Genomic DNA, 26398 nt, shown 5'->3' on the forward strand with positions numbered 1-26398 from the left:
GCAACTATTTACAAAATCAACCGCTTAGCAAGTCAGGAAGATTGCTTACCCAAAGCTCACTGTCATTGACGCAAGGAATAAGTGTAAAATGGGAGCCGCCCAAGTGTTGCCATTGTGCCTGGGCCCGAATACCTATTTCTTCCAACGTTTCAAGACAATCCGTGACAAATGAAGGGCAGGCAATGGCGAGTCGCTTTATCCCTTTTTTGGCTAGCTCGGGAAGAAGGGCATCGGTGTATGGTTTTATCCAAGGTGTTTTTCCCAAGCGTGATTGAAAAGCCGTACCATATTCTTTCGCTGTTAATCCTAAATAATTGGCTAATTCATTACTGGTTGTGTAACACTGGGCTTTGTAACAGGACTGATGAATTTCAGTAATCTTTGGACAATGATTAATGCAGATAGATGGACAGCTGGCTTGTTTTAGGTGACGTTCAGGGATGCCGTGATAACTAAACAATATAAAATCATGCGTTTTGAGGTGAGGTTGAATCAAAGCTGCTTGTGCCTTAATGAAGGCTGGATGTTGGTAGAAATCACGAATAACTGTCAATGACGGTAAAATTTTTTTAACAGCTAGCAATTGTAAAACTTTTTCAATGGAAGAGCCCGTCGCTGCAGAAGAAAATTGTGGATAGAGAGGCAGGATGGTAAGGCGTTCACAGTTTTGCAATTCTTCCAGAGCAGCATGCAGGGAGGGTTGACCATAGCGCATTCCTAAAGCTATTTTCCATTCATCACTAAGATGCTGTTGTAACTTCATTTGCAAATTGCGGCTATGAACAAGTAAGGGCGAGCCCTCCGTTGTCCAAATTGCTTGGTAAGCATGAGCGGCTTGGCGTGGTCTGAAAGGTAAAATAACAAGATGGAGAATTAAATAACGAAGTGGGGCTGGTAAATCAATAACCCGTCTATCTGCAAGAAATTCGCGTAAATAGCGTTTTACAGCCAGAGGTTCAGGAGTCTCCGGAGTTCCCAGATTAATTAGTAATAGACCATTTTTTGTCATAAAAACATTAGTACAGCAGAGTATAATAAAAGAAGCTTTGGTTAAACACAGCAGCAAAAGCTGCTGTATTACCTAAGAGAGTTTAAACGCTCGTTTCCTCACTGGCTAGAGCTATCACATTTGAGGCATGCAAGCCCCGCTCGCCTTTTTCAAGATCATAGCTTACTTGTTGTCCTGGAACCAGTGTCTTGTAACCTGTACCATGAATTGCCGAAAAATGTACAAAAACATCTTCACCACCACCTTCTGGTACAATAAAACCCCATCCCTTGGCATTATTGAACCACTTGACTTCGCCTGTAGCCATAAATCCTCCTTTTGCTAAAGCTATCAATCGTCAACAGCTTAAACCGTTGAGCAATTGCCTTCATCCTTAAATGACAATTGTTAAGAAGCCCATCTTAACATGGGTTATTTCAACATAGCTTAAAATGGGACTAAGTCTCAATAGTTTTTAGAAAAAATTGTGTAATTAACACTATAAAAGGTTAAATACTCAACAATTATGGCTAGAGAATAAGCATTTTAGCTAAATATAGTTTTATTCTAATGATCAAAAAATTGAGTCTCACGTAATGTCGTGATAAATCGTTGCGCATCGGGACTGAGTTTGTGTGCTTTACGATAAATTATAAAATAGGGCACATTCAATGCGTCATGTTCATAAATAGTAACTAATTCCTTATCAATAATATTTTTGGGAAGAAAACACCATCCTAATCCTAGTTTTGCCAATTTTAACAGGGCATAAATAGGTTCAGCCTCATGTCGGACTGCTATGGTTAGATTTTTCCTGAAAACATATTCTTCTAAAAGCTGTCTGGGAGGAGCATATTTAGGCATTACAATGCCGGGGTGCTCCAAAATTTTGCGCAGGTTTAAATTTTTTTCTTTCAATAAAGGATGAGCGCGTGAAGTCTTAATGACATAAGGCAAGGTAAATAAAGGAATTAATTCAAATTCATGAGCAATCTTGCTGCTAATGCAGTTAAGACAAATTTCAATGTCACGATTTCGCAGTGCCTTAAAGCTCATTAAAGGAGAAAGATAACTTACAGAAAAATTTAAATTGCTGTGGTCTTTACCAAAGGAAGCAAGCAAATCAGGAAGCATGAAGCTGCCTATCAAAAAATCCACACCCACTTTTAAAGGATTTTTCTCTTTATCAAGGAATTGACGGACCGCTGATATACCGGATTGAATAGTTTGCACTGCTTCAATGACATGAGGAAGAAAAATTTTTCCTGCCTCAGTCAAAACTAAACGATTATGCTCGCGAATAAATAAGGGGGTTTTAATTTCATTTTCCAGAGTGGCAATTCGTTTGCTAATAGCTGATTGAGTAATATAAAGATAATCAGCTGCCAAGGTAAATGATTGAAAATCTGCTGCAGCGATAAATGCTCTTATTTGATTAATATCCATTTTTCAAGAATGACTGAGATCCCTACTCTAAGTATACTCAAGCTTTGCCAGAAAAATAGCAGTAATCAGGAAGTAGAGAATTAAGTCTTGCAGCTTTCTCTGTCCTGACACCTTTCCCTAAATGAGATATTATCCCTGTCTATCTTTGTATATATCTGAATAGAGAAGAATATCGTGACATTTGAAGTCGACAGTAGAATTCGTGCCGGTTCATTTTGGTTGGGTGACTGGCCATTATCGTCTGTTTATTTAAAAAATAATGTATATTTCCCTTGGATAATCTTAATTCCCCAAGTACCTGATGTACAAGAAATATATCAATTGTCAGCAAAAGACCGAGCACAATTGATGAGCGAAATTACTGCCCTGTCAAGAATAATGGACGATGTCTTCAAGCCGGATAAATTAAACGTCGGAGCTTTGGGAAATATTGTGTCTCAGCTTCATATTCATATTGTGGCGCGCTTTCGCTACGATAAATGTTGGCCACACAGTATTTGGCAGCCTGATGTGGCTATTTCTAGCTACAGTCTTAAGCATACCGAGGAATTAGTTCATCGATTGAAAGAGCAGCTAGCCAATATTTTCGTACTCCGGTAAAGGTTTTTGATTTGGAAAAATTTCCTCAAGTGAAACGGAAAAGCCATCCTCTCTAACTATGCGAGCATGCTTTCGCTTTAATTGTCTTGGTTCTTCAACACCGCAGGAATGGCAAAGAATTGCAACTTCATGCGCCATATTATTGGCATAATGGTACACACGCTCTGCTTTATCCATGACTACAAGACCGCGTTGCAAGCGTGGGTTATGGGTAGTAATTCCTGTTGGGCAGGTATTCTTGTGGCATTGCATGGCTTGAATACAACCTAAAGCCAGCATAAAGCCACGTGCTGAGTTGACAAAATCTGCACCGGCACAAAGCGCCCAGGTAACTCCTGAAGGAGTGATAAGTTTGCCACTGGCAATTACCTTAATTCGTTCACGCAAATTATAAAGGACAAGAATATCAACCAGCTTTGGTAAGGATTCCTGAATAGGAATGCCCATGTAATCCATTAACCCTTGTGGTGAGGCTCCAGTGCCACCATCTGCGCTGTCAAGCGTAATGAAATCGGGGGCAAATTTAATGCCTTTTTTGTGAATAGCCTTACATAAATCATGCACCCATTCGTAACTGCCTAATACAAATTTGCAGCCTACAGGCTTGCCTGTAATTTCACGAACATGCTCGATGCTATCCAACAATTCATCCACATTACTGATATCAATATGGCGATTAGGGCTAATAGAGTCAACATGAGGTAAAATGCCTCTAATTTCGGCTACTTCCTCTGTTACTTTGACGGCGGGAAGAAGTCCACCTTTACCTGGCTTGGCTCCTTGGCTTAGTTTAATTTCAAACATTTTAATACAATCTATTGCAGCAAGTTCCTGTAAGCGTTTATCCGATAAATTGCCTTCTTTGTCTCTGAATCCATATTTCGCTGTTCCTATCTGAGCAACAACATCGCAACCTGATTCTAAATGATAAGGAGAAACACCTCCTTCCCCCGTATTCAACCAACAGCCAGCTTTTTTAGCACCTCGGGCCAGGGCTTGAATGGCTGGTTTGGAAATAGCACCATAACTCATCGCTGAAATGTTAAAAATGTGGCTGGAGGTATAAGGTTGTCTGCAGTAAGGTCCGATAGTTAAGGGCCGAATGGTTGCTTTGTCGGTTGCAAGCGGGGGAAATGGAGCGCTCACAAAATAGACAGTTCCAGTGTTATGTAAAGGTCTGGTGGAGCCGAAGCCAATCGTAGTATCTACATTCTTGGCGGCACGGTACACCCAGGAACGCTCCGCTCTGTTAAATGGCATTTCTTCTCTGTCATTTGCAAAAAAGTACTGGCGGAAAAACTCTCCTAAAAATTCAAAGAAGTAACGAAAATGACCTACGATGGGATAATTGCGCAAAATGGCATGATGTTTTTGACGCCTGTCCCAGAGATAAACAGAGACTAGCAAGATAGCCAAGCCAAGAACAAGCAGCAGCAAAATGACTTCATTTAATTCCAGAGCGCGCAGGAAAAAAACATCTTTCTTGGTAAGTTGAAGAGTTTCCACGTTAATACTTCCTTCTACTCAAATCTAGAATAACTCTACAATCTAATTTCTTATTCATTTCAAACTACTCTAAGTGGTATTGCAAAGATAGTCTATAGAAAAATTTTTTTGGGGAGTATTGTCTTAATTTTTAGTACATATTTGTAAAATAGCAAAATTTACTCTTATCCTTACTAAAGTGAATGCATTTATTTAGTGTATACTTATAGTAAATCAATTAGGATTCAGGGGGTGTGCCATGAAAATAACTTCCTCATTGGCTAACCACCTGTTAATTGCTATGCCTTCATTGACTGATCCTAACTTCGACCATGCAGTGGTTTATATTTGTGAACATCATGTTCAGGGCACTGTAGGTTTAATTATCAATCGGCCAATGCAATATCCTCTTGGCCTGGTTTTTGAGCAAATGCAAATTGAACCCGCCAAAGTTGAACATAATCAGAAACCTTTGCTTTTCGGTGGACCAATACAGCCTGAGCGAGGTTTTGTCATTCATCGTCCTATTGGTGGGTGGCGTTCAAGCTTGTCCTTACGTGATGACGTGACCGTGACTACTTCCAATGATATTATTCGCGCAATAGCTGAGGATAAAGGCCCCAAAGATGCATTAGTAACTTTGGGCTATTCTGGTTGGGGTGAGAATCAGTTGGAAGAGGAGGTACTGAATAATGCCTGGCTAGTATGTCCTTTTACTCCCGAGCTATTGTATGAAGTTCCTTTTTCTGAGCGCTGGGAATACGCAGGTTCACTTATTGGCGTTAAGATGAGTCAATTAACTTCTATCATCGGTCACGCATAATTATTTTTTATAGAGGTGTTTAATGCCTGAAGGGGTTTATTTAGGCTTTGATTTTGGCTATAAACGGATTGGTGTGGCGGTTGGCCAGCGTATTACTTTAACGGCCAGACCGTTGACTACACTGGATGCAAAGCAGGGTATTCCCAATTGGGATGAACTACAAAAAATTATTACTGAATGGCGTCCAGAAGCTTTAATTGTAGGACTTCCCACTTGTATTGATGATAGTGAACAATATACCACCGCAGCTGCTCGTGGTTTTGCTCGAGAGATGGAAGAACGATTTTCGTTACCTGTTCATTTAGTGGATGAGCGTCTTTCTACTGTAGAAGCACGATCACAGTTGTTTGCTGAAGGGGGATACCGTAAAATTAAGCAATCCAAGGTCGATAGCTTTGCTGCCTGTATTATTCTACAGCAGTGGCTACAATTTCCTGAATAAAATATGAAACATTTTCTAGAAATCAGTCAATTAACACATCAAGAAATTAATGCTCTATTAGAACGAGCGCTTTATTTCAAAAATACTCCTCATTATCCGGATTATTCAAAGCATACTGTAGCTACACTTTTTTATGAAAACAGCACGCGTACTCGAGTAAGTTTTGAGTTGGCTGCTAAGAAACTGGCCATGACAGTGGTGGATTTAAATTTACAGACTTCTTCTGAAGTGAAAGGTGAAGCGATTGAAGATACTGTTGCTACCTTGGCTGCGATGGGGATTGATTTGTTTGTAATTCGACACAGTCAAAATGGTTTACAACAAGCCCTGGCCAATCGATTTAAAGACAAAGTGAAAATTATTAATGCTGGTGATGGTCAACATGCTCATCCAAGTCAAGCGCTATTGGATTTTATGACTATTTATGAGCAAAAACCGCAATTTAGTGCGCTTAAAATTGCAATCGTGGGCAATATCCGTCATTCGCGTGTAGCAAACTCCTTGCAATGTCTTTGTTCAACATTAGGTGTTAAGGAGCTGGCACTGGTAGCGCCTGAAATTTGGCAACCGCAGCGCGTTCACTTTGGCTACGTCACGGATTCTTTACCCAAAGGATTGGATGGTGCCGATGTGATTATTTGTTTACGAGTTCAACATGAACGGCTCCAGAAAAATGAGCATCTGGATTTACACACCTATCGTCAAAATTTTGCACTGACTGTTAAGACACTTAATTATGCGAAATCCGATGTGATGCTTCTGCATCCCGGTCCTATCAATCGAGGCGTTGAGATTGATAGTGATGTTGCAGATGGTCCCCAATCATTCATTCTGCAACAGGTAATCAATGGTGTTTTCATACGAATGGCTATTCTGGATGCACTGGCTACAAAAATTTAATGAGTGCTCTCTGCTCATTTCGGTAGTTGTAAATTTTGCCTGAACGATAAAGCTTGCTGCAGGGCACTTAAGTCTACTTTCTCCAGATTATTCATATCGGCAATAGTTCTTGCCACTTTCAGAAGACGGTGGTAGGCACGTGCCGATAATTTAAGCTGGTTCATGACTTCACTTAAAAACCCTTGTTCTGCCTGGCTTAATTGACAGAATTCTTCACAATCTTTAGCGTCAAGTTGGGCATTAATACAATTTTGTCGGCTTAGCTGACGCGCTCTAACTTGTTCAACAGTTTGTCTGATCCGTTTGCTTTCTCCTGCAGTAGTAAGATTGGGTTTAATTAATTCCTCTTGTGTTAATGCTTGCAAGGTTATTTGCATATCAATTCTGTCAAGCAGTGGAGCTGATAATTTTGCCAAATAACGAGTAATGCGTTCAGGACTACAAAGACAGCTTGCTTGAGGATTCCCCCACTGACCACAAGGGCAAGGATTCATCGCAGCAACAAGTTGAAATTGGGCAGGAAATTCAATTTGAGTCGCTGCCCGGGAAATCCAGATATTCCCTGATTCCAGGGGTTCACGTAAGGTTTCCAGTACTTGCTTATGAAACTCAGGCAATTCATCAAGAAATAATACGCCATTATGGGCCAGTGAAATCTCCCCTGGCTTTGGTGGATTACCTCCACCTACTAGTGCAACTTGGGAGGCTGTGTGATGTGGCGAACGAAATGGTGGAGAGCGCCAGCTATTAAAATCTGGAAGCCGTCCACGAATGGACTTAATGGCAGCACATTCAAGTGCTTGAGTTTCGCTAAGATCTGGAAGGAGGGTAGCGAAGCGTTTGGCCAACATGGTTTTACCACTCCCGGGAGGTCCGCTTAATAAAATACTATGACCTCCACAAGCCGCAATTTCCATCGCTCGCTTTGCATGATACTGACCCTTAATATCAGACCAATCCATTTTCCCATTTACATAGGTAGTTTCAGGACGCGCAGGTAGGACTTTAAGCGGTGTATTTTGACATAGATAACTGCACACCTCGCGCAAGTTATTGGCACTAAACACGTCATTATAGCCTGCCAGTGAGGCTTCTGCAGCATTAGCTGTAGCAATTACTAATTTTTGATTATCCCGCCGCACAGCCAGGACTGCAGGAATGATAGCGGATACACCACGCAAATTACCACTCAAGGCGAGTTCACTAATAAATTCATGTGTAGCTAACTTATCTACAGGTAGCTGGCCTGAAGCTGCAAGAATACCTACGGCAATAGGTAAATCAAAACCACTCCCTGATTTGGGTAAATCGGCAGGAGCAAGATTGACTGTGATTTTACGACAGGGAAACTCAAATTGACTATTAATGATTGCACTACGAACTCTGTCTTTGCTTTCCTTAACAGCAGTTTCGGCAAGCCCCACAATTGTGAAGCTGGGCAAGCCATTGGATAAATGGACTTCGACAGAAACAGACTGCGCGAGTATACCTACAGTACTACGCGTTTTGCTAAAAGCGAGATTCATCGTTATCTTCCTGATTTAAAGTTGGACTGTACTACACGCTAATTAGTCTATCGTGTTCTTACTTGGATTAGCGAGAAAAAATTTCCTATTTAGCTGTTTTGTTTTTTATTTGAAGTTTTTCAATTTGTTGTTGTAAATCATCAAGTTTTTCACGTGTCCTTGCCAATACTTTGGTCTGAATATCGAATTCTTCTCTTGTGACCAAATCCAAACGTGCGAAGGCAGCCTGCAAGACTTCTTTGAATTTTTGTTGAATATCATTTTCAAAGTTTTGTAGACTTGTGGGTAAAGTGGCAAAAAGTGTTTTTGCCAGATCGTCAAGATGTTTTGAATGAAACATGCAAATCTCCTGCGTGTTTTTTGTTGGCGACAGTTTAACAAAATTTGAGGCTGTCAGTCATGTATTATCATTATGATGTCATGAGGAATGACCATGAAAATGCTCACCGCGATTATCAAACCCTTTAAACTTGATGATGTGCACGAGGCGCTGATGGAAATTGGTGTCCCTGGAGTAACGATTTCTGAGACGCGTGGCTTTGGTCGTCAGAAGGGACATACAGAACTTTATAGAGGTGCTGAATATGTAGTTGACTTCTTACCGAAGATCAAAATTGAACTTGCACTTCCTGATGATATGGTCGAAGCCGCGATTGACGCGATTTGTAAAGCAGCTTATACCGGCAAAATTGGCGACGGAAAAATTTTTGTTTATGAGCTGCAGCAGGTTGTGCGCATTCGTACTGGTGAAGTAGGCAATGATGCGCTTTAGTCTCTTTAAGGTTTTAAATGGGTAGTAATAAAATTCCATTCTTCCTTGGTTACGGGTAAAACAGACAAACGATTCCCTTTACGCAAAAGGAGCATGTTCTCGAGCTCGGGATATTGTCTTAGTGTATCTAGAGATATTAACTGCTTAAATTTTTCTTTAAAACAAATGTCCACCATGTACCAGCGTGGTTTATCGGGGGTGCTCTTAGGATCAGGATGCTCACTCTCAGGATCAAAGGCCGTATGATCCGGATAGGCATTGCTGACCACCTCGGCAATACCTATGATCCCTGGTGGATTACAATTTGAGTGATAAAAAAATACTTGATCCCCAATAGTCATCTCATTACGCATAAAGTTACGTGCCTGATAGTTGCGTACCCCATCCCAATGCACTGTCTGATTGGGGCTGTTACGTAAATCATCGATGCTAAAACAATCAGGTTCTGACTTCATTAACCAATAACGCGTCATCATTTACTCCAATAAATTGCGCGAGGTGTAATTATTGCTGTCAAAGCAACATCCCAGGGTTGAGCTTCGATATAGAGTTGCCGTTGGAATTCATAGGCTACACCGATGAGCAATGGATGGTTTTCATTAGCTAAAGTCCGATCATAATAACCGGCTCCCATACCTAAACGTGTTCCCTTTTCATCAAAGGCTACCAAAGGCATAAAAATAATATCCAGTTCCCGTATTGGAATGGCGGTTTTTCTGTCAACGTCTGGTTCTGGAATACCATAGTTATTATTAACAAAGGGAGTTGCTGGCGTTGCTGGTAAAAATAAAAGTGTTTTATCTTTATTGAGTACAGGATAATAACAAAATTTTCCCTGTAATGGAGCCGAGTCCCACAAAGCCTTTAAACTAATTTCACCACCTACAGGTTTATACAGTGCAATGTGTTTAGCGTAACGATAGTGTTCCATGGCGCGAATCCGGGAACAAACTTGTTTGGAGGCGGTATGCTGATAAGAGAGGGGCAGCTTTTCGCGAATTTGTCGACAACAATTTCTTAAGGCAAGTTTAAAGCGATCGGCCATATAATCTATCTCTTTATAAAAGTTTTCCCTGCAAAGGCTTATGTTATTCCAAGTCTTGGGCTTAATGAAGAAAAAAATTTTAAAAAAACTCTAGGCATTATTGAAAAAATAAGGTATATAGCTGTCGAATTTACTGGTACTTGGTAGCTAAACCACTACCAAGCGGATAGCGAGTAAGCTTTGAGAGAATAGCATGAGTGACATGTTTGATGATGATGATTTGGATGAAGTTGATCCTTTCATAAATCCTGAAGAAGAATTAATTAATACCGATGCATCTGGAAATCCAACACTGGATGCGCGTAGACGTCTTGAAAATATGCTGGAAGAAAAACGTTTGCGTGATGAACTTGATGATTTTGTTGATTATTAGTAATGTCCACGCTCATTTTTCTAAATGAAAATGGGCAACATGCTCCTTTCCCAATGGATGACCGGGTATTCGTGGGAGAGGCGCTTTTTGAAACACTTCGTGTTGCTCACGGCAAACCCTGTTATGCGAAACTTCATTGGCAGCGCCTTCAGCAGTCAGCCGCATTGCTAAAAATTCCTTTTGATGTATCTTTTGAACGTTGGTTGAAAACACTTTTACAATGCATTCAAGCCAGATCAATGCAAAATGGTGGTATCAAAATAACGCTGTGTGGAGGGAGTGCACCCAGAGGACTAACGGCAAAAGCCATGGAATCACGTCTAATTTTTGATGCTTTCAATTATATTAAAAAAACTCAGCCTCTTAAATTAATCAGTGTTCCCTGGGTTCGGGCTAGCAATAATCCACTTTACCAAATTAAATCAACTAATTATCTTGAGGCAATTATCGCGCGGCGACGTGCTGAAGATGCTGGAGCAGATGATGTCTTGTTTTACAATGAGAAATATCAGCCTACAGAAACTTCGGTGGCCAATTTTTTTATTATTAAAAAAAATACCTTATATACTCCCGATTTAAAGTGTGGCCTTTTGCCTGGAATAATTCGCCAACGGCTATTGACAATCAGTCAAGCGAATGCTATCGCATGTGTTGAAGAAGAACTGGATAAAAAAGCGCTCACAGATGCTGATGCAATGTTTACCTGCAATGCTTTACAGGGATTATGTGCAGTTTCAACACTGGATCATGTTACTTTTTCTACTAGTCATCCTTTGATGGAATTATTAGAAGATCTTTTGGCAAGCGATTGCTTTTTTTAATACGTTGTCGCTGACAGTACCTCATTATTTTTATACTACAGAATAACAAACCTAAAATAAGTAGAATAAAAATACTGGAGTTTTTATAAAAAGGAATTTGCTGCGTTAAAACTTCCATTCCTGCATAACCGCAATAGGTATAAACAATTTCAGCAGGGGTGAGAAAAATAAAGGTGGTGATTACATAGTGGCTGAGTTTGATTTGCGTAAGCCCGAGGCCGTAATTAACAAGATTGAAGGGAATAATAGGTACTAAACGGAGCAAGGCAACAAATTGCCAACCATTTTTCTCAACACCGGCAATCAGCTTGTTAATACGGGGATTTCTTTTTTTAGTAAACCAATCTGTGGCCCAATGCCTGCTAATATAAAAAGCACTGGCGGCACCTAATGTAGCACCCAAAAGATTTAATAGTGTGCCAAATAAAGGACCAAACAATGCTCCACCAGCCAGTGTAAGTACCATTGTTGGTAATAGCAAGACGGTTGCAAGACAATAGAGCAGCAAAAACAAAACGGGTGCAAGCCAGCCTAAGTTTTTGATGCTTTGCAGGATTATCGGTGCATTCTGCTGAAAAACATAGGCACTAGCAATAAATCCAATTAATGCCAATACTGTGCAGAATACTCTCATTCGTCATTAGGTCTATACCACATGGGCATCACTTTATTACAGAGCGCTAATTTGAGCAAGTTTAGTAAGTAGATCAACGAAGCTGTCCCCACTCAAGGTAAACCTGTCTACTAGCATAAATAAATTCAGAATGCCTGCATTTCGCGCTTTATGCCTGAGAAAGGATTACAAAACAAATGAGTAGTTATTTAATAAGGTAATTGCTTTTCCTCTCGCTTTGGAGCTGCGCTAATTGTTGATAATGGACACTATGGTTTTGTAATGGTTGGTTCGGCTGATTTATCAGAAGGCTTTTCTGGAAACGATGCAGCATGGAAGAAAACTACTTCAGTACTTGATGCATGAGAGCTTGGGAAATTTAGTAGTTTGCTATACCAGGAAGCATATTGTTTTTCAGATAAATAGGGCTGTAAATTATCTTTTAAGAGCATTATGGCGTTTGCAACCTCTTTCTTTGTAAGGGGGCTAGAGGTACTGACTAATGTATCTAATAAAGAAGCAAAATTGTTCACTGCCAAACGCGCACAGTCTTTGGCAGCTGAAAAATTAAGGCTTTCAACTAATCGCTGTAGATGAGAACACAACATCAAAATACGTTGAAAAGGCTCTTGATAGTTGTTAAGAATAGTAGCAATTTCTGTATTTTCTTTTAATAGCAACTCTAATTCAGACGGTTTAAAAGAAGTCTCTGTGGCATTAAAACGCAACAGTTCGCTTTGTTGTTTTTTAATTTGCTGCTGCCAATACTTAAAAAGTTCTTCGCTAATACAATGTTCTTTGCAGCGAGGCAAAAGTTGATGATAAATAAAACTTAATTGCTCAATGTCTAACTGGCAATGAGTAATTAAATGATGCAACGCGTGTAATGCTTCATTATTGATTTCATTTTCCTTGTCAATGTCTTGAAGATCTTGGCTTACTTTAAGATTGTTATCAACAAGGGCTATCAGTGTTGTAGCTGACATATCAGCAAAAGAGTTCTCCTGCGTCGTTGATAAATTTCGAGAATTAAAAATTACCAATTTATTTAAAACAGAATTTAACTGAGGTTTTAAATGGGGATATACTGAAAGAACACGCCTTACAATCCAGTCTTTCTCCAGTTGGGTTAATTGAGATTCACAACGAATTCTTCGTGCCGTTTTAAGACCTTCTTTTATATTGAGACTGCCAGATACAAGAATGGCAACAGCATGCTTTTCAGCAGGTTGATAATCTCTCATAATGCCAGAAGCATATTGATGAGGATTTAAGAGGCTAGTATTATCTTTAACTGAGTTAATATGAAAATCAGACGGCCATGTTTGTAAAATTTTTCCAGCAAAAAAGTTTAAAGTTTGATAATTAAGTCTGTCAGATGACCACTCCTTTTGCTTTTCTTCCACCACATTGTAATGAGTGCGAATGAGCACCTCAGTTACTAATCGAGTAACCTGCATGAGCAACGGGTGTGGTTTGGGATTAACATATTCATATAAATCTTTTATTATTTTTAACGGGGTATCGTAAGAAGTATACTTAAAACGAGTAGAATCAATTTTTTTTTCAAGAACGTCTAAAATTTGTTTTTTTACTTGCAGATAGATGCTTTCTCTTATGAGATCTTCTCTGGTTGGAGAAAAAGAGGATTCAGCGAGTATTTGTTTGATAGGGTCAATCTTGTTAATTCCAGAATTTAAAAAACTTAGAAGAATAATTAATTCCTGGGCAGCAAAAATAAACGGGTGAGAATTCTCTTTTGCAGAAATATCCTTCTCCGGTGAAACATATAATTTAATGAGGGTCTCTGCTAATAGATAAGATTCAATAAATTCATATTGGTCTTGTATGTTCTCTTTCTGATAGAGTGCGTAATAATAAGTAAGGCATTCTTTGGGTGCGTGCTCAAAAAGTTGTATTAAATAATTTTGATAATCCTGTGGTGGCAGTCTTCGCTTAAGTGCGTCTAATCGCTCAATAATTTGGAGATTTTCTTTTGTATCTTCTGCCTTTTTTAATCGTTGAAGACGACATCGAAAATCCTGAAGCGCTTTTTGTGGTTCAGAGAAGAGGGCTGCCTCGAATTGCGAGTCATCTAAAAAGATGGTCTCTATTGCGTTGGAGTCTATCGTAACTAACTGGTTATCAACCTCTGGCGTGATTAACAAGGCTTCGCGCAATCTTGAGCCAGGTTGTGAGTTAAGCTTTAAGTAGCCAAAAGAGATAAAAGAGATAAAATTCCATAGCCAGTTTAAATTGGCAGTCCAGCTCCAACCTTGTTGGTGTTCATCACCTAATAATGTGTTTTTTCTTTTATTAAATTGAATCAATCGATCCGATGAATTTGCATTAACATCATCTAAGAGCGTTAACAATTCCTTTTTTAAAGGCTCTCTTTTTGTGTCAATTGTATTAAGCTTTTGTCGCCACGCATATAGCAACGCTTCCTCTGAGTTATATTTACGCATTTTATGCAGAGTTAGATTTAATTCTGTATTAATAATAACCTAAATAAGGGACTAAAAATGTTAAGTTATTGTAAGGGTTTGCATCAATGATTAAATCTCTCTTTTTTGTTGTAACTTGAAATTCTACTTGTGATCCCTGATAAATTCAGGCATTTTTATAAGGAAGGGTTATTTTTTGTCATTCTGTTAATATCGGAACATTTCGCTAAATTAAATGACTTAATAAAGCCTTAATCTTTGCTTGTTATGATGTAATTATGAATTATCACGGAGGCTGTGATGACAAATAGCACACAATACATGTTGGCTCAAATGGAAAAGCCCTCATCTTCTAAATCCAAAGTAAACTCTGAGCCTGAAGTTCAAACAAGTGACACCAAAACCTCTGTAGAAGAGTCTTCACTACAAAAACTGGTACAGGAATGTCTGATTAAAAAAGACCAGTATAGCAATACCCCTTATTCCTAATTGTTATTTTTCAATAGCTGCTTTATTTGCTTGAATTCTAATTAACGAAAGATATACTGTTAATATATAAGTCAAGTGGTAAGAGGTTTATATGGCGGCTGGCAGTTTTGCTGAAACAGCCCATTGGCGTGACTCAGCACGAAGTACTCGTTTTTTCATGGTAGATGCAAGAGCAGCATTTCCTATTTTTCTTTTTTTAATGCATATCCGTGTCTGGACTGGAGTTCTGGTTCTCCTTTCTGCTGTTATCTTTGGTATTATTGAACATTACGGCTTTACGGTTCCTGTTTTTTTGCGTTGGTTGAGACAGTTTCTGGCTGGACCTATTAAAAGTTCACAACCATGGTGGCGCCAATAATGGAAACAGATATCAAGAAAAGTATGGCGCTCATTGCTGGTAGTATGAATGCCAAATTTTATTTAAATGATCGATTTGTAAGCTTTGATGAAGTTTTTTCTGAAACTGGTCTACTTCCAGCCATTGCCAGGCGAGCTGATCAATTATGTTCACTTTGTTTGGGATATGGTTTGGGTGTTACTTTTGATGAAGCGGAGAATGCTTTGTTAGGAATACGAGTTGTTTTTGATGAAGTCACACCCAACGCGTTACGGCTACTGTGTATGACTGATGTTTTAAATGAATTAATTCAAGGGGGACCGAGCAGAGATTACACGCCTTTGGATGAATTAATGTATGACTAGCAATCCTAAAGATTTTAATTGTAAAAAAAGTGAAAGTTTAGAATTCCTTAAGATTATCTTAAGGAATTTAATGATACTCTAAACTTAAGTTAGTAGTAGGAGTATACGAATGCCATCAAGTAGTGATCACAAGAAAGTCATGGAAGCATTGCGAAGCCAGAGTTTTCTTAAATCTCCGGTGTCTCCTACTAAAGATGCACAATTGATTGAAATCGATTTGGCAGATGAGCTCACTGGTCCTTTATCTAGAAAAGTGGCCAATCCATTGCAGACCATACTTTCCATTAAATCTGACGAAAATAATAAACTAGCTCAAGCGGAAGTTGGCAAACTTACAGAGATAATAAAAACAGTGGTTTCGAATCCTGCAGCAGCTGAACAGATAGCTAAAGAGCAAAGTGCTCAATATCGCGATCAGGCTATTGAAGTTCAAAGTGAAGAGCCTGTCCCTCCCTCCGCTCCACGCATGTAATAGTATGCAGCGTTTCTGTTGAATGCTGTTATACTGTTCATATTGCTTTTATTACTGGTGCATTAGCACCCTATTGTTTTTCATGAAAGATAAATTAACACCTGAACAAGCTTACGTTATTCTTAAAGCGCTGGATGATGCAATTGCAGAAGGGCCTTGGGAAGAGTCAAATTTTCTACGTGTCATTGGTAAAAATTTACGAGAAATACGTCAAAATTTTGCTGATCGTATTGGCAGCACTACAGAATTACCTCAAAGCAATGTTGCTGCTAATCGGGGAGAAGGAGCAGTCTTGCAATCAGGCCAGCAAGAAATTTTTGTTGGCCTTTATTCAACAGAAGGCAACAGTGTACAGGCATGGGAACGTATTCTTGCCAATTTGCCACGGCAAATTATATCAAGACCCATTTATACCAATGAGCAAGATGTCAAAAATTTTATAAAATCTAAAGAAAATAGAATTAATGAAGCTTATGTGGTGGCTTATGTTAATGAAAGCGATGTTCTGCAGATGGCCCCGGATAAAGCGCCAGTAGATCGTTTTGGACGGCCTTTATTAACTTTGAAAGATCGCTCTTTAAATCTCGATAATATTGTTCGCTTTGTTCATTTATCCGGGGTTTATCGTTATGTAAAGGGACGCTTGATAAAAAATTCCTCGATAGAATAGACTGGAGTGGTCGCACCATCGCTAAAGAGGGTATATACTTTCCTGTAATTAATATTTTTTATTTTGATAAAGCGGATGGCTCAACAACCACAGCAACAAGGCGGCGGTGACAATTCAATGGCACCAGTATGGATTATGGTACTGGTGTTTTTTACCCTTTTCTTTGTCTGGAAACTGGGGCATCAACATATCGTTTCTTTTGTGTTCTATTTAAATATTCTGCAAGCAAAACTAGTAGGATTTTTTGTCAGTGATGCTCAGCTTGAGAATGATATTTATTTAATGCAAACCATTGATCCGGCGACTGTAGGCTGGGATCAATTTATTGATTTAACCAAAAGCGTTGGCGATTATATCCGCTACCCCATAGTAGCGATTCTTATTTTTCTGGCTATTTTCCTCTATAAATCCAATATCACCCTTAAGTTCCGTCGAGCACATAATATGAAAACATTACGTGCACAGGAGCAACATAACTGGATGGCAATTATGCCTGTTGTTAAAGAGGATTTAGTAAGTGCTGATATCAACAAAGGGCCATGGGCAATGGCTCTTACACCGATGGAGTTTGCTCGCAAATATAAATTACTTAAAAAAGATGACGCTCTTTTAGATAATCCTGTTCCTGGACAGGAAATGACTGCCGGCATTCGCAAAGGTGATGCTAAACGTGTATTCACACTGCAATTAGGTCCTTATTGGGATGGTTTTGAACGTTGTCCCCCACAGGCTTGGGCTTTGGCAGCAGTATTCATTGCGCGCATGAATAGAGATAGAAATTCAGCCAGTGCTATTTTAGAAGCACTCGATAAATCTTACGCCACAGGTAAAATTGATTTTTCTGTGGCAAAGCCTATATTAAAAAAGTATCAGAATGCTGAAAATGTTCAGGAGATAATAGCAAAGCATGCTTACCTACTGACAGTAATGGCTTCTTTACTGGAAGCGGCTCGGGAAGATGGCGTGGTCCCGACCTCAGAATTTTTATGGTTAAAACCTATCGATCGTCGATTATGGTATATGCTTAATTGTGTAGGTCGGCAAACTCCTTTCGCAGAAGTGGCCGGGCCTTTTGCGCATTGGCGTGCTGAGAAGGTTATGAATCGTCGCTCACTTGTTCCTATGATTGATGAAGCAATAAAGGCGTTGGAAATTGCAGTGAAAGAAGTGAAGTTAACACCAAAAGAGTTGCAGGAGTTAGAGCCATGATGCGAGGTATTGATTCACGTCATGAAATAGATCCCACTCAGCTATTGCGGGATACACGTACTCTTGGTCAGCGCATTGGAGATTTTTTCTCTGATCCCACCAATGTGTCTATCGTGTTGGTATCCTTGGCTGCTACGGCTTATTACTTATCGCAGGTTTCTACGCTTATGCTCATTTTGGGAGTGAGCTTTTTCCTGTATGCATTCTCTCGCAAACAAAAACTCCCGTTTCGCTTACCTAAAATTGCAAGAGTAAAAGATTATAATGATTTAAAACCGGGTATTGGGACTCCGAATGTTGCTAGAGGGATTGCTTTTTTCGGGAATGATCGAAAGACCAAAGAGGAACTTTGGTTTGCAAACGATGATTTAAGAACTCACGCTCTTATTTTTGGCTCCACCGGTAGTGGTAAAACGGAAACCTTAGTTTCCCTAGCTTATAATGCGTTGGTGCAGGCTAGTGGATTTATTTATGTTGATGGTAAAGGCGATAACTCACTGTATGCAAAAGTATTCTCCATGGTACGCAGCATGGGGCGGGAAGATGATTTACTGTTGATTAACTTTATGACTGGTGCTCGCGATATTGTAGGGCCTCAGGAAAGACGCTTATCCAATACGCTTAATCCATTTTGTCAAGGTTCCTCAAGTATGTTAACGCAGCTTGTCGTTAGCTTGATGGGTTCTTCAGGTCAATCCTCAGACGGTGATATGTGGAAAGGCCGGGCTATCAGTTTCGTCGAAGCGTTAATGAAACTGCTTGTCTATATGCGAGATGAAGGTGCAATCTTACTTGATGCAAATACCATTCGTAACTATTTTGATTTAGGGCGATTGGAATCCATTGTTATTGATAAAGTTTTTCCACGTGACGAACAGGAGAGTATTAATATAGAATCCGTTCCAAAATTGATTACTGATCCATTACGTAACTATGTATTTAACTTACCAGGCTACAATAAAGAAAAAAAGGGCAAGCAAGTTTCACAAGTGCTAGAGCAACATGGTTTTATTACCATGCAGTTAGTCCGTGTGTTTTCTTCATTGGCGGATACTTACGGGCATATTATTCGTACCAATCTGGCAGAAGTGGATTTTAAAGACGTCGTTCTTAACCGTCGTATTCTTGTAGTACTGTTACCTGCTTTGGAAAAATCACCGGATGAATTATCTAACCTCGGTAAAGTGATTGTTTCTTCACTCAAGGCGATGATGGCTGCAGGTCTAGGAGATCAGGTCGAAGGGGATTATCGTGATGTTATTGAAAGGAAGCCTACGAATTCGCCTACACCTTATATGTGCATCCTAGATGAGTATGGTTATTACGCCGTGCAAGGCTTTGCCGTCGTGCCAGCACAGGCTCGTTCACTTGGATTTTCTGCTATTTTTGCCGGACAAGATTTACCCGCATTCCAGAAAGCATCTAAAGAAGAGGCCGCATCTATCGGTGCAAACACCAACATTAAAATCTGTATGAAACTTGAAGATCCCACTGAAACCTGGGATTTCTTTACCAAGACAGCAGGTGAAGCTTACGTTACAAAAGTCGACTCTTTTCAAACGAAAGAAACCAGTATGGCTAATAGTTATTTAGATACTAAGAGCTCTTCGTTTGAAAAACGAGCCCGTATTGATTTATTAGACCTGAAAGAGCAAACCGAGGGTGAGGCTCATATTTTCTTTAAATCAAAGATTGTCCGGGCTCGTATGTTTTATGCCAATCCTAAACCGGTAAAACAATTAAAGCTTAATCAATTCTTGAAAGTAGAGCCACCGCCTGATGAATATTTAGTGAAATTACAAAAACAGCTCTCCGGATTTCAAAAGATACTTGAGAGCGGTGATTTAAGTATTAATAAAGAAGTAGAGACAGAAGAAATTACCTTAATCACTAAAGCATTACAAGAGTCAAATGTTGCCGAGCCTATTGAACGAGGAGTCGCTGCTTTATTGGCTTTTCATGGTCATAATGAACCTGCTCCAATTGAAGAAATTATCGAAGAAGAGGAAGAGGGGGTATTAACTATCTTCAGTAAACTTCGTCGTTCAGCCAATGCCTTACCTCTTTTAGTCAAGGACGTTGAACAATTTTCACAACCTTTGTTAGCAATTAATGAGACAAGAAATTATCTTTCTGTCATTGAGCGTATTAGTGGGGCGAAGGATAAATATGCGGGTACTGTGGCAAATGAGTTAATTAAAGATTTTCAAATGGCGACCAGTTATCCTCCTCAGGAACGAGATGAGATTAGTGCTTCAGATTTGTCACAATTAGTGAATATGCTTTCTGAGAAGATAGTTAGTGAACGTGAAAAAGCAAACGCCAAGGCTTCAGAAGAACTCTAAGTCTCCTAGACTGACTCTAAGTGTAAAACACAGAGTGCTTTTTTCTTACTCACTTCATTATTAATTTTTAACAACTGCTTGTAACGCAATGATTTGTATGTTTTTATTTGGTGGAATGGGAAATCTAATAAGTGAGAGGGTATAAGGTGAGACGATTGCATGTTGGCTTCAGAGGGTTTACAACATGGCATGCCACTTTGCTTGCATCTCTATTATTATTGGGTTGCCACCGAGGCGGTGTTCTAGTGATGGATGGGCCTAAGTTGCCCAGAAAAGTAGCTGGTGCTTCTGATAAAGAAGTCATCCTCATGCAAAAAAGATTAGCAAAATGTGGCGTTAAAGTGATAACTATTGGTTCTGAATATTTAATTAGTATGCCTTCAGCTGCGTTATTCGCGGATCAATCTCCGAGATTAACCTGGCAATCCTACGGTTTATTAAATAATGTCGCCAGTTTTTTAAAACAATTCCGGAAAGTAGCTATTACGGTTACCAGTTATAGCAGTAAATATGTTTCTGCAAAACGTGAACATGCTTTAACGTTAGCTCGATCAAGAGCGGTAGCCGATTATTTGTGGTCTCAAGGCATTGATAGTCGCTTTATTTTTACAATAGGCGCGGGAAGTGATAAACCTATCATGGCTTATGCTCAAGGTGGTGATAGATCAGCTAACTCGCGTGTTGAAATTACTTTCCGAGATGCAATCATATAGGTGAGGGTAGAATGGGCCGAGAAACGTGGGATACGATAAAACGTTCTAAAGCATTTTATATTCGTACCTATCGGAAGGGTGGAACATTTGTTATCGTATCGCTGATTATTAATATATTATTAAGTCTTTTAATTTATTATATTCATTTTAATCAGCCGGAGCCTGATTTTTATGCAACCAGTGGGATTACGCCACCCATACAGCTAACCCCACTCAATGCACCGAACTATTCGAGTACACCCTTACTTGAACCCGACCCCACTAATGAAGATGAAACGAGGGTCATACCGCAATAACCGAGGTAACTATGGCTGAAGATGCTTTAACAACTGTTGCGATGAGGAATACTTTCTACCGTGATGGCCAACGCAAGATAATGGTTGCTCTTTTAATTTCTATTCTTGTTAACTGTATCTTAGGTTCTCTGGCATTTTATTTATTAACTCATCCTCCTGCACCTAAATATTTTGCGACAAGTATCAATGGACGAATAACCCCTTTATATCCTTTAAATGAGCCTAATCAATCCGATTCTGCTGTTTTACAATGGGCCAATCAGGCAGCTATTGCAGCATTTACCTACAATTTCGTCAATTACAGGGAAGAGCTGCAAGCCTCGTCAGGTTTTTTTACAGCGGATGGTTGGACTCAGTTTTTAAATGCCTTGCAAGAGTCAAATAATCTGGATGCAGTAAAAGCAAAAAAATTGATTGTTTCAGCCGTTGCTACCCGAGCTCCAATTATTTTACAAAAAGGAATACTAAACGGGAGATATTCCTGGCGTGTGCAAATGCCGATTCTGGTAACTTACCAGAGTGCTAGCGAATTTTCTCAGCAAAACAATGTGGTAACTATGTTAATTACACGAGTTTCAACATTGAACTCTCCACGTGGTATTGGTATATCACAGTTTGTTGTAGGACCAGCTAGTGGTGGAATAACTCAATGAAAAATAAAAAAATGATCCAGGGTGTTATAGCTACTGTCCTGATTCTTGGCTCTGTACCTTTTAGTTATGGAGCTGATCAATCCGATTCTGCCCAACAGGCATTACAGCAGCTTCGACTGTTACAACAAAAGCTTTCTCAAACCAGTAGCGCGTTGTCATCCGTAACTCAACCGAATCAAGCTCAACAGCCAGCGGCGGCTGCAACTGCCCCTGCCCCTACAGGTGCTCCTGCTGCTACACCCACTCAGGCACCAGCTAATCGACCAGCGCCACCCCCCCCTCCTCCTCCTCAACAACAAGCACAGACGGAGACGAGCCCTGCATCCATGGCGGCCGATAATGAACTTATTGATACTCAGGCTTTTGAAGGAGTCACTCGTCAATTATTTCCTCTGACTCCGGAACAAATAGTCAGATTAAAACAAATCTATAATGCTTCTGAATACGCCCAGGCGGCGACTGCAGGTACACCACCAAAACCAACAGCAACCTCACAATTTGTCAATTTGTCACCTGGCTCAACACCTCCTGTTATTCGCTTATCCCAAGGATTTGTTTCCTCGCTTGTCTTTCTGGACTCAACGGGCGCTCCCTGGCCTATCAGTGCCTATGATTTAGGTGATCCTGCTTCCTTTAATATTCAATGGGACAAAACAGGTAATACGTTGATGATTCAATCATTAAAATTATATACCTATGGTAACCTTGCTGTAAGGTTGCGTGGTCTTAATACACCAGTTATGCTGACTTTAATTCCAGGTCAAAAAGCTGTTGATTACCGCGTTGATTTACGCGTGCAGGGGATTGGTCCAAATGCGAAAGCCATGCCTATGGAAGAAGGTATTCCTCCCAGCGCGAATGATCTGTTATTACATGTGTTGGATGGTGTACCTCCTCCAGGCAGTCAACGTCTGACTGTAAGTGGCGGTGATGCTCGAGCTTGGCTTTTAAATGAAAAAATGTATATTAGAACCAATCTCACAATCCTGTCTCCTGGTTGGATAGCTAGTATGACCAGCGCGGATGGAATGCATGCTTATGAAATGCAAAAATCTCCTGTATTACTTGTTTCCTGGCACGGAAAAGTCATGCAGCTCAAGGTAGAAGGGTTATAATAAATGGCAGGAAAAAAAGAAAATATAAAAGCACTGTTTACCAATACCCGTACTCGGGTAATTATTATTTTTACTCTACTCTTGCTCATTATTGCCGTTGCCGTTGGTGTTATACGGTTAAGGGGTAATACGGACATTAATGGAGGCACTACAACAGTGGCAACCGTACCTGGTATTCAGTCTATACCTGGCGCCATTGATCCCACTGTACAATACGCAAAATTACAACAAGAACAAAATGTTTCTCAGGCTCAACAGGCGATGAAAACCGGAGGCAGTGCCATTCCGACGATTATTCGTTCTCAAGCTCTTGGTGATGGTGTTCAGGCTGTAGGTCCGCAGCAAGGAGAGGGTGGTGTGGGATTTGCAACACTTGCTCGCGAGGAAGAAGCAGGACCTCAACGCAGTTTATGGATTCAATCACTGCAAAATAGTAATTGTAGTAAAGCAGCTGTAACCAGTGTTGTAAATCAGGGGGCAACAATAACCGATTTAAAAGCTGGCTGTAGTTGCACACAATTAAAAGATGTGGGTTATCAGATTACTGATTTGGATCAGGTATGCTCATGTAAAGAATTACGTGCAGCAGGGTTTAACGCCCGACAATTAAAAGATGCTGGGTATGATGCCGGACGATTGAGGCTTTGCGATTTTAATGCTTGCGAATTAAGAGATGCTGGATTTACTGCTCAGCAAATGAAAGATGGTGGTTTTACCGATGGAGAGTTAAAGGGTGCAGGCTTCTCGGATAATGACATTGCCAAGGCGAGTGGTTTGCCTGACGGTATAACAGCTGCTGATGTACGGAATGCAGGCTGTCAAGTGGATGCTTTAAGACGTTTACGTGCTGCAGGAGTAACTGCTGCTGCTATTCGTCGCATTAGTGGTTGTAGTGCGGCTCAATTAAAAGCTGCTGGTTATACGGCGGCTGAGTTAAGAAACGCAGGATTTAGTGCAGCTGATTTAAAAAACGCAGGATTTACCCCCGCACAATTGAGACAAGCAGGATTTAGTGCAAGAGATTTATTGAATGCTGGTTTTACTCCGGATGAACTGAGTAATGCCGGCTATACTCCAGGAGAAATTGCTGCAGCTGAAGCGGAGCTACCTCCAGGTATAACGCCAGCGGATATTAAAAGTGCAGGCTGTGACATTGAAACATTAAAAAAAGAACGTCTTGCAGGAGTGAGTGCGAAGCTCATCAGACAGTATGCTGGCTGCAGTGCCGAAGCATTAAAGGCGGCTGGATTCACTGATTCTGATTTGGCAAATGCTGGTTTTACTCCTGCACAGATTGCTGCTGCAGGCCCGGTTGGTGATGATGCAATTCGTGCTGCAGGTTGTGATCCTGATAGATTAAGAATCCTTTTGTCTAAAGGTGTTTCAGCCAAACGAATACGTGCTTTGAATGGTTGTAGTGCTTCAGCACTACGAGCTGCTGGTTATAATGCTCAAGCTTTAAAGGATGCTGGTTTTTCTGATGCAGATCTGGCCAATGCAGGATTTACTCCTGCTGAAATTGCTGCTGCCAGTCCCGTTGATGATGCTGCTATTCGTGCTGCGGGTTGTGATCCGAATAAATTAAGGACTCTTCTGGTACAAGGTGTTTCTGCGAAAAGAATTCGAGATTTGAATGGTTGTAGTCTGGATGCCTTAAAAGCAGCGGGATTTGATGCCAAATCATTGGCTGATGCGGGATTTACTCCGCAACAATTGTTAGCAGCTGGATTTACACCGGATCAAATTCAAGCAGCAACAGGTCTTTCTGATGATACAATTCGCGCAGCGGGTTGTGACCCTAGCAAATTACGGTACTTACTCAACCAGGGTGTTTCCGCAAGAAGAATTCGTGAGCTGAATGGATGTAGTGCAGAAGCTTTAAAAAATGCTGGTTATGGTGCTAAAGCTTTATCCGCAGCAGGATTTACTCCCGCTGAACTTCTATCCGCAGGTTTTACACCAGATCAATTGCGACAGGCTGGTGTCGGTACTGCCGCAGCAATTGCTGCAGGAAGAACCGCTGATTGCAGTGTGGCATCCTTGCGGGCAGCAAGAGCGGCAGGTGTATCAGCTGCTACTATTAGACAAACGCTGGGATGTAGCGCCGCAGCAATGAAAGCAGCTGGTTATACTGCAGCTGAATTAAGAGCAGCCGGCTTTACAGCCGCCGAGTTAAAAAATGCAGGTTTTAGTGCAGCGGATCTTAAAAATGCCGGCTTTTCTGCCAGAGAGTTACGTGCAGCAGGTTTTAGTGCAGCGGATCTAAAAAATGCCGGCTTTTCTGCTGGTGAGTTAAAAGATGCAGGCTTTAGTGCTACTGATCTTAAGAATGCGGGCTTTTCTGTAAATCAACTTAAAGCTGCAGGTTTTAGTGCCAAAGATTTAAAAGATGCTGGTTATACTGCTAATGAATTGAAGAATGCTGGATTTAGCGATGCAGAGTTACAGGCCGCGGGTTTCCCAGGCTCGCAAGTTGCAGGTCTTACTGCTGTTACTCAGGAGGGAGCTCCTTCTACCGTTCCTGGCGTTCCTGGAGGAATACCCAGTATTGCAGGTACTGGAGCTCAACCAGCCGCTGCAGCAGAGGCAGCTAACGCTCAGCAGTTGCAAGCTATTTTGAATAGACAAAGCCAACAACTTGCTGATCAGCGCTTTCAGCAAAAAATTCAGCAACGAATGTCACAAATGCAGGGAGCAGCAAATCAATCTTTACAGGCATGGCAGAAAGTATCAGTGCAGTCCTACAATGCAACTTCAGAACCGGAGGCTGCAAAAGAAGCGGCCGCTCAGACTACTGCTGGTGTATCTGGACAAGTTGCTGAGCAAACACAGGCTATGAGTCCAGGCGGTGGTCCTGGTACTACTAACCAAAGAGCCATTATTAAAACCGGAGATATTATGTTTGCGGTATTGGATACCTCGGTAAATAGTGATCAACCTGGACCAATTTTAGCAACAATCGTTTCTGGAAGATTTAAGGGTGCCAAATTAATAGGTAGTTTTAATCTCCCGAGCAATGCAGACAAAATGGTTATAAGCTTTAATACCATGTCTGTGCCAGGTGCCCCAAGAACCACCTCCATTAGTGCTTATGCCATTGATCCCAACACAGCCCGGACAGCGATTGCCAGTAAAGTTAATCACCATTATCTTTTACGCTATGGCTCGCTGTTCGCTTCTTCTTTTATTGAAGGATTTGGTAATGCATTTCAATCAGCCAACACTACAGTAACGATTGGTGGTACTGGTGGTGGTGATAACATTACCGTACAGAACGGTATTGGTCGTTCTGCTTTAGAAAATGCCATCATTGGTTTGGCAACTGTTGGAAAAAGCTGGGGACAAGTTGCACAGCAGCAATTTAGCACTCCGACAACGGTAGAAGTTTATTCAGGTACTGGCTTGGGTATTCTATTTACCCAAGATGTAACCTCACTTTAACTTGATAAGTAG

General features: G+C 40.6%; 29 protein-coding genes. 19 read left to right on the top strand and 10 right to left on the bottom strand.

Features of this window, described 5'->3' with window-relative positions:
* Nucleotides 1-16: 16 nt before the first annotated feature.
* The 3 genes from hemH to clem_RS03345 form a co-directional block, all read right to left on the bottom strand.
* Nucleotides 17-1009, bottom strand: coding sequence for a ferrochelatase (gene hemH / locus clem_RS03335; RefSeq protein ID WP_094090317.1), 993 nt, complete (start codon nt 1007-1009; stop codon nt 17-19).
* Between the two features lie 82 nt (nt 1010-1091).
* Complete coding sequence (locus clem_RS03340; RefSeq protein ID WP_094090318.1) at nt 1092-1316, bottom strand: cold-shock protein; 225 nt, start codon at nt 1314-1316, stop codon at nt 1092-1094.
* 239 nt (nt 1317-1555) lie between these two features.
* On the bottom strand, nt 1556-2434 hold the full coding sequence (locus tag clem_RS03345; RefSeq protein WP_094090319.1) for a LysR family transcriptional regulator: 879 nt from the start codon (nt 2432-2434) through the stop codon (nt 1556-1558).
* A 174-nt stretch (nt 2435-2608) separates the two neighbouring features.
* Here clem_RS03345 and clem_RS03350 point away from each other — a divergent pair, with 174 nt between their 5' ends.
* Nucleotides 2609-3034: an HIT domain-containing protein gene (locus tag clem_RS03350; protein WP_094090320.1), complete on the top strand. Its 426-nt coding sequence runs from the start codon at nt 2609-2611 to the stop codon at nt 3032-3034.
* Here clem_RS03350 and clem_RS03355 read toward each other — a convergent pair.
* On the bottom strand, nt 3008-4540 hold the full coding sequence (locus tag clem_RS03355; RefSeq protein WP_094090321.1) for an FMN-binding glutamate synthase family protein: 1533 nt from the start codon (nt 4538-4540) through the stop codon (nt 3008-3010). The two genes, clem_RS03350 and clem_RS03355, sit on opposite strands and share 27 nt — an antisense overlap.
* Before the next feature lie 238 nt (nt 4541-4778).
* Between clem_RS03355 and clem_RS03360 the strand changes: the two genes are divergently transcribed.
* The 3 genes from clem_RS03360 to clem_RS03370 are packed head-to-tail and all read left to right on the top strand — an operon-like array spanning nt 4779 to nt 6684.
* Nucleotides 4779-5342 carry a YqgE/AlgH family protein gene (locus clem_RS03360; protein WP_094090322.1) on the top strand — a complete coding sequence of 188 codons (564 nt, stop codon included), beginning with the start codon at nt 4779-4781 and terminating at the stop codon, nt 5340-5342.
* 22 nt (nt 5343-5364) lie between these two features.
* Nucleotides 5365-5784 (top strand): Holliday junction resolvase RuvX, encoded by a 420-nt coding sequence (gene ruvX, locus clem_RS03365; protein ID WP_094090323.1) that lies wholly within the window; start codon nt 5365-5367, stop codon nt 5782-5784.
* A gap of 3 nt (nt 5785-5787) precedes the next feature.
* Complete coding sequence (locus clem_RS03370) at nt 5788-6684, top strand: aspartate carbamoyltransferase catalytic subunit (protein ID WP_094090324.1); 897 nt, start codon at nt 5788-5790, stop codon at nt 6682-6684.
* A 14-nt stretch (nt 6685-6698) separates the two neighbouring features.
* On the opposite strand, the gene clem_RS03375 is transcribed toward clem_RS03370, so the two are convergent.
* Nucleotides 6699-8210, bottom strand: coding sequence for a YifB family Mg chelatase-like AAA ATPase (locus tag clem_RS03375; RefSeq protein ID WP_094090325.1), 1512 nt, complete (start codon nt 8208-8210; stop codon nt 6699-6701).
* 85 nt (nt 8211-8295) lie between these two features.
* Nucleotides 8296-8550, bottom strand: a complete 255-nt coding sequence (ubiK, locus tag clem_RS03380; RefSeq protein ID WP_094090326.1) for a ubiquinone biosynthesis accessory factor UbiK — start codon at nt 8548-8550, stop codon at nt 8296-8298.
* A gap of 93 nt (nt 8551-8643) precedes the next feature.
* Here ubiK and clem_RS03385 point away from each other — a divergent pair, with 93 nt between their 5' ends.
* The gene (locus clem_RS03385) at nt 8644-8982 is read left to right on the top strand and encodes a P-II family nitrogen regulator (RefSeq protein ID WP_094090327.1); all 339 of its coding nucleotides are present in this window, start codon (nt 8644-8646) and stop codon (nt 8980-8982) included.
* Between the two features lie 5 nt (nt 8983-8987).
* On the opposite strand, the gene clem_RS03390 is transcribed toward clem_RS03385, so the two are convergent.
* Complete coding sequence (locus tag clem_RS03390; protein ID WP_232505548.1) at nt 8988-9458, bottom strand: EVE domain-containing protein; 471 nt, start codon at nt 9456-9458, stop codon at nt 8988-8990.
* Complete coding sequence (locus clem_RS03395; protein ID WP_094090329.1) at nt 9455-10027, bottom strand: 5-formyltetrahydrofolate cyclo-ligase; 573 nt, start codon at nt 10025-10027, stop codon at nt 9455-9457. The genes clem_RS03390 and clem_RS03395 overlap by 4 nt, the downstream gene beginning before the upstream one ends.
* 193 nt (nt 10028-10220) lie before the next feature.
* Here clem_RS03395 and clem_RS03400 point away from each other — a divergent pair, with 193 nt between their 5' ends.
* Together clem_RS03400 and clem_RS03405 are read left to right on the top strand one after the other, a co-directional pair.
* Nucleotides 10221-10400, top strand: coding sequence for a PA3496 family putative envelope integrity protein (locus tag clem_RS03400; RefSeq protein ID WP_094090330.1), 180 nt, complete (start codon nt 10221-10223; stop codon nt 10398-10400).
* A 2-nt stretch (nt 10401-10402) separates the two neighbouring features.
* Complete coding sequence (locus clem_RS03405; RefSeq protein ID WP_094090331.1) at nt 10403-11221, top strand: aminotransferase class IV; 819 nt, start codon at nt 10403-10405, stop codon at nt 11219-11221.
* Here clem_RS03405 and clem_RS03410 read toward each other — a convergent pair.
* The gene (locus clem_RS03410) at nt 11163-11855 is read right to left on the bottom strand and encodes a TVP38/TMEM64 family protein (RefSeq protein WP_094090332.1); all 693 of its coding nucleotides are present in this window, start codon (nt 11853-11855) and stop codon (nt 11163-11165) included. The genes clem_RS03405 and clem_RS03410 overlap by 59 nt on opposite strands.
* Before the next feature lie 248 nt (nt 11856-12103).
* Nucleotides 12104-14302, bottom strand: coding sequence for a hypothetical protein (locus clem_RS03415; RefSeq protein WP_094090333.1), 2199 nt, complete (start codon nt 14300-14302; stop codon nt 12104-12106).
* 279 nt (nt 14303-14581) lie between these two features.
* On the opposite strand from clem_RS03415, the gene clem_RS03420 reads away from it, so the two are divergent.
* The 12 genes from clem_RS03420 to dotG all read left to right on the top strand — a co-directional run bounded on the left by clem_RS03420 (nt 14582) and on the right by dotG (nt 26386).
* Nucleotides 14582-14770, top strand: coding sequence for a hypothetical protein (locus clem_RS03420; protein WP_094090334.1), 189 nt, complete (start codon nt 14582-14584; stop codon nt 14768-14770).
* Between the two features lie 91 nt (nt 14771-14861).
* Nucleotides 14862-15128 (top strand): IcmT/TraK family protein, encoded by a 267-nt coding sequence (gene icmT / locus clem_RS03425; protein ID WP_094090335.1) that lies wholly within the window; start codon nt 14862-14864, stop codon nt 15126-15128.
* On the top strand, nt 15128-15472 hold the full coding sequence (locus clem_RS03430; RefSeq protein ID WP_094090336.1) for a type IV secretion IcmS family protein: 345 nt from the start codon (nt 15128-15130) through the stop codon (nt 15470-15472). The genes icmT and clem_RS03430 overlap by 1 nt, the downstream gene beginning before the upstream one ends.
* A gap of 109 nt (nt 15473-15581) precedes the next feature.
* The gene (locus clem_RS03435; RefSeq protein WP_094090337.1) at nt 15582-15944 is read left to right on the top strand and encodes a hypothetical protein; all 363 of its coding nucleotides are present in this window, start codon (nt 15582-15584) and stop codon (nt 15942-15944) included.
* Between the two features lie 82 nt (nt 15945-16026).
* Nucleotides 16027-16614 (top strand): Dot/Icm secretion system protein IcmQ, encoded by a 588-nt coding sequence (gene icmQ / locus clem_RS03440; protein WP_094090338.1) that lies wholly within the window; start codon nt 16027-16029, stop codon nt 16612-16614.
* A gap of 75 nt (nt 16615-16689) precedes the next feature.
* Nucleotides 16690-17823 (top strand): type IVB secretion system coupling complex protein DotM/IcmP, encoded by a 1134-nt coding sequence (icmP, locus tag clem_RS03445; RefSeq protein WP_094090339.1) that lies wholly within the window; start codon nt 16690-16692, stop codon nt 17821-17823.
* Nucleotides 17820-20168 (top strand): TraM recognition domain-containing protein, encoded by a 2349-nt coding sequence (locus clem_RS03450; protein ID WP_094090340.1) that lies wholly within the window; start codon nt 17820-17822, stop codon nt 20166-20168. The genes icmP and clem_RS03450 overlap by 4 nt, the downstream gene beginning before the upstream one ends.
* Before the next feature lie 131 nt (nt 20169-20299).
* On the top strand, nt 20300-20881 hold the full coding sequence (icmN, locus tag clem_RS03455) for a type IVB secretion system protein IcmN/DotK (protein WP_094090341.1): 582 nt from the start codon (nt 20300-20302) through the stop codon (nt 20879-20881).
* A gap of 11 nt (nt 20882-20892) precedes the next feature.
* A complete protein-coding gene (gene icmM, locus clem_RS03460) occupies nt 20893-21177 on the top strand; it encodes a type IVB secretion system protein IcmM/DotJ (RefSeq protein WP_094090342.1) in 285 nt (94 codons plus the stop codon).
* 11 nt (nt 21178-21188) lie between these two features.
* Nucleotides 21189-21830 carry a type IVB secretion system apparatus protein IcmL/DotI gene (locus clem_RS03465; protein ID WP_094090343.1) on the top strand — a complete coding sequence of 214 codons (642 nt, stop codon included), beginning with the start codon at nt 21189-21191 and terminating at the stop codon, nt 21828-21830.
* Nucleotides 21827-22945 (top strand): DotH/IcmK family type IV secretion protein, encoded by a 1119-nt coding sequence (locus tag clem_RS03470; RefSeq protein WP_408606874.1) that lies wholly within the window; start codon nt 21827-21829, stop codon nt 22943-22945. The genes clem_RS03465 and clem_RS03470 overlap by 4 nt, the downstream gene beginning before the upstream one ends.
* Nucleotides 22946-22948: 3 nt before the next feature.
* The gene (gene dotG, locus clem_RS03475) at nt 22949-26386 is read left to right on the top strand and encodes a type IVB secretion system protein DotG/IcmE (protein WP_094090344.1); all 3438 of its coding nucleotides are present in this window, start codon (nt 22949-22951) and stop codon (nt 26384-26386) included.
* Nucleotides 26387-26398: the final 12 nt, after the last annotated feature.

Source organism: Legionella clemsonensis (assembly GCF_002240035.1).
GTDB lineage: Bacteria > Pseudomonadota > Gammaproteobacteria > Legionellales > Legionellaceae > Tatlockia > Tatlockia clemsonensis.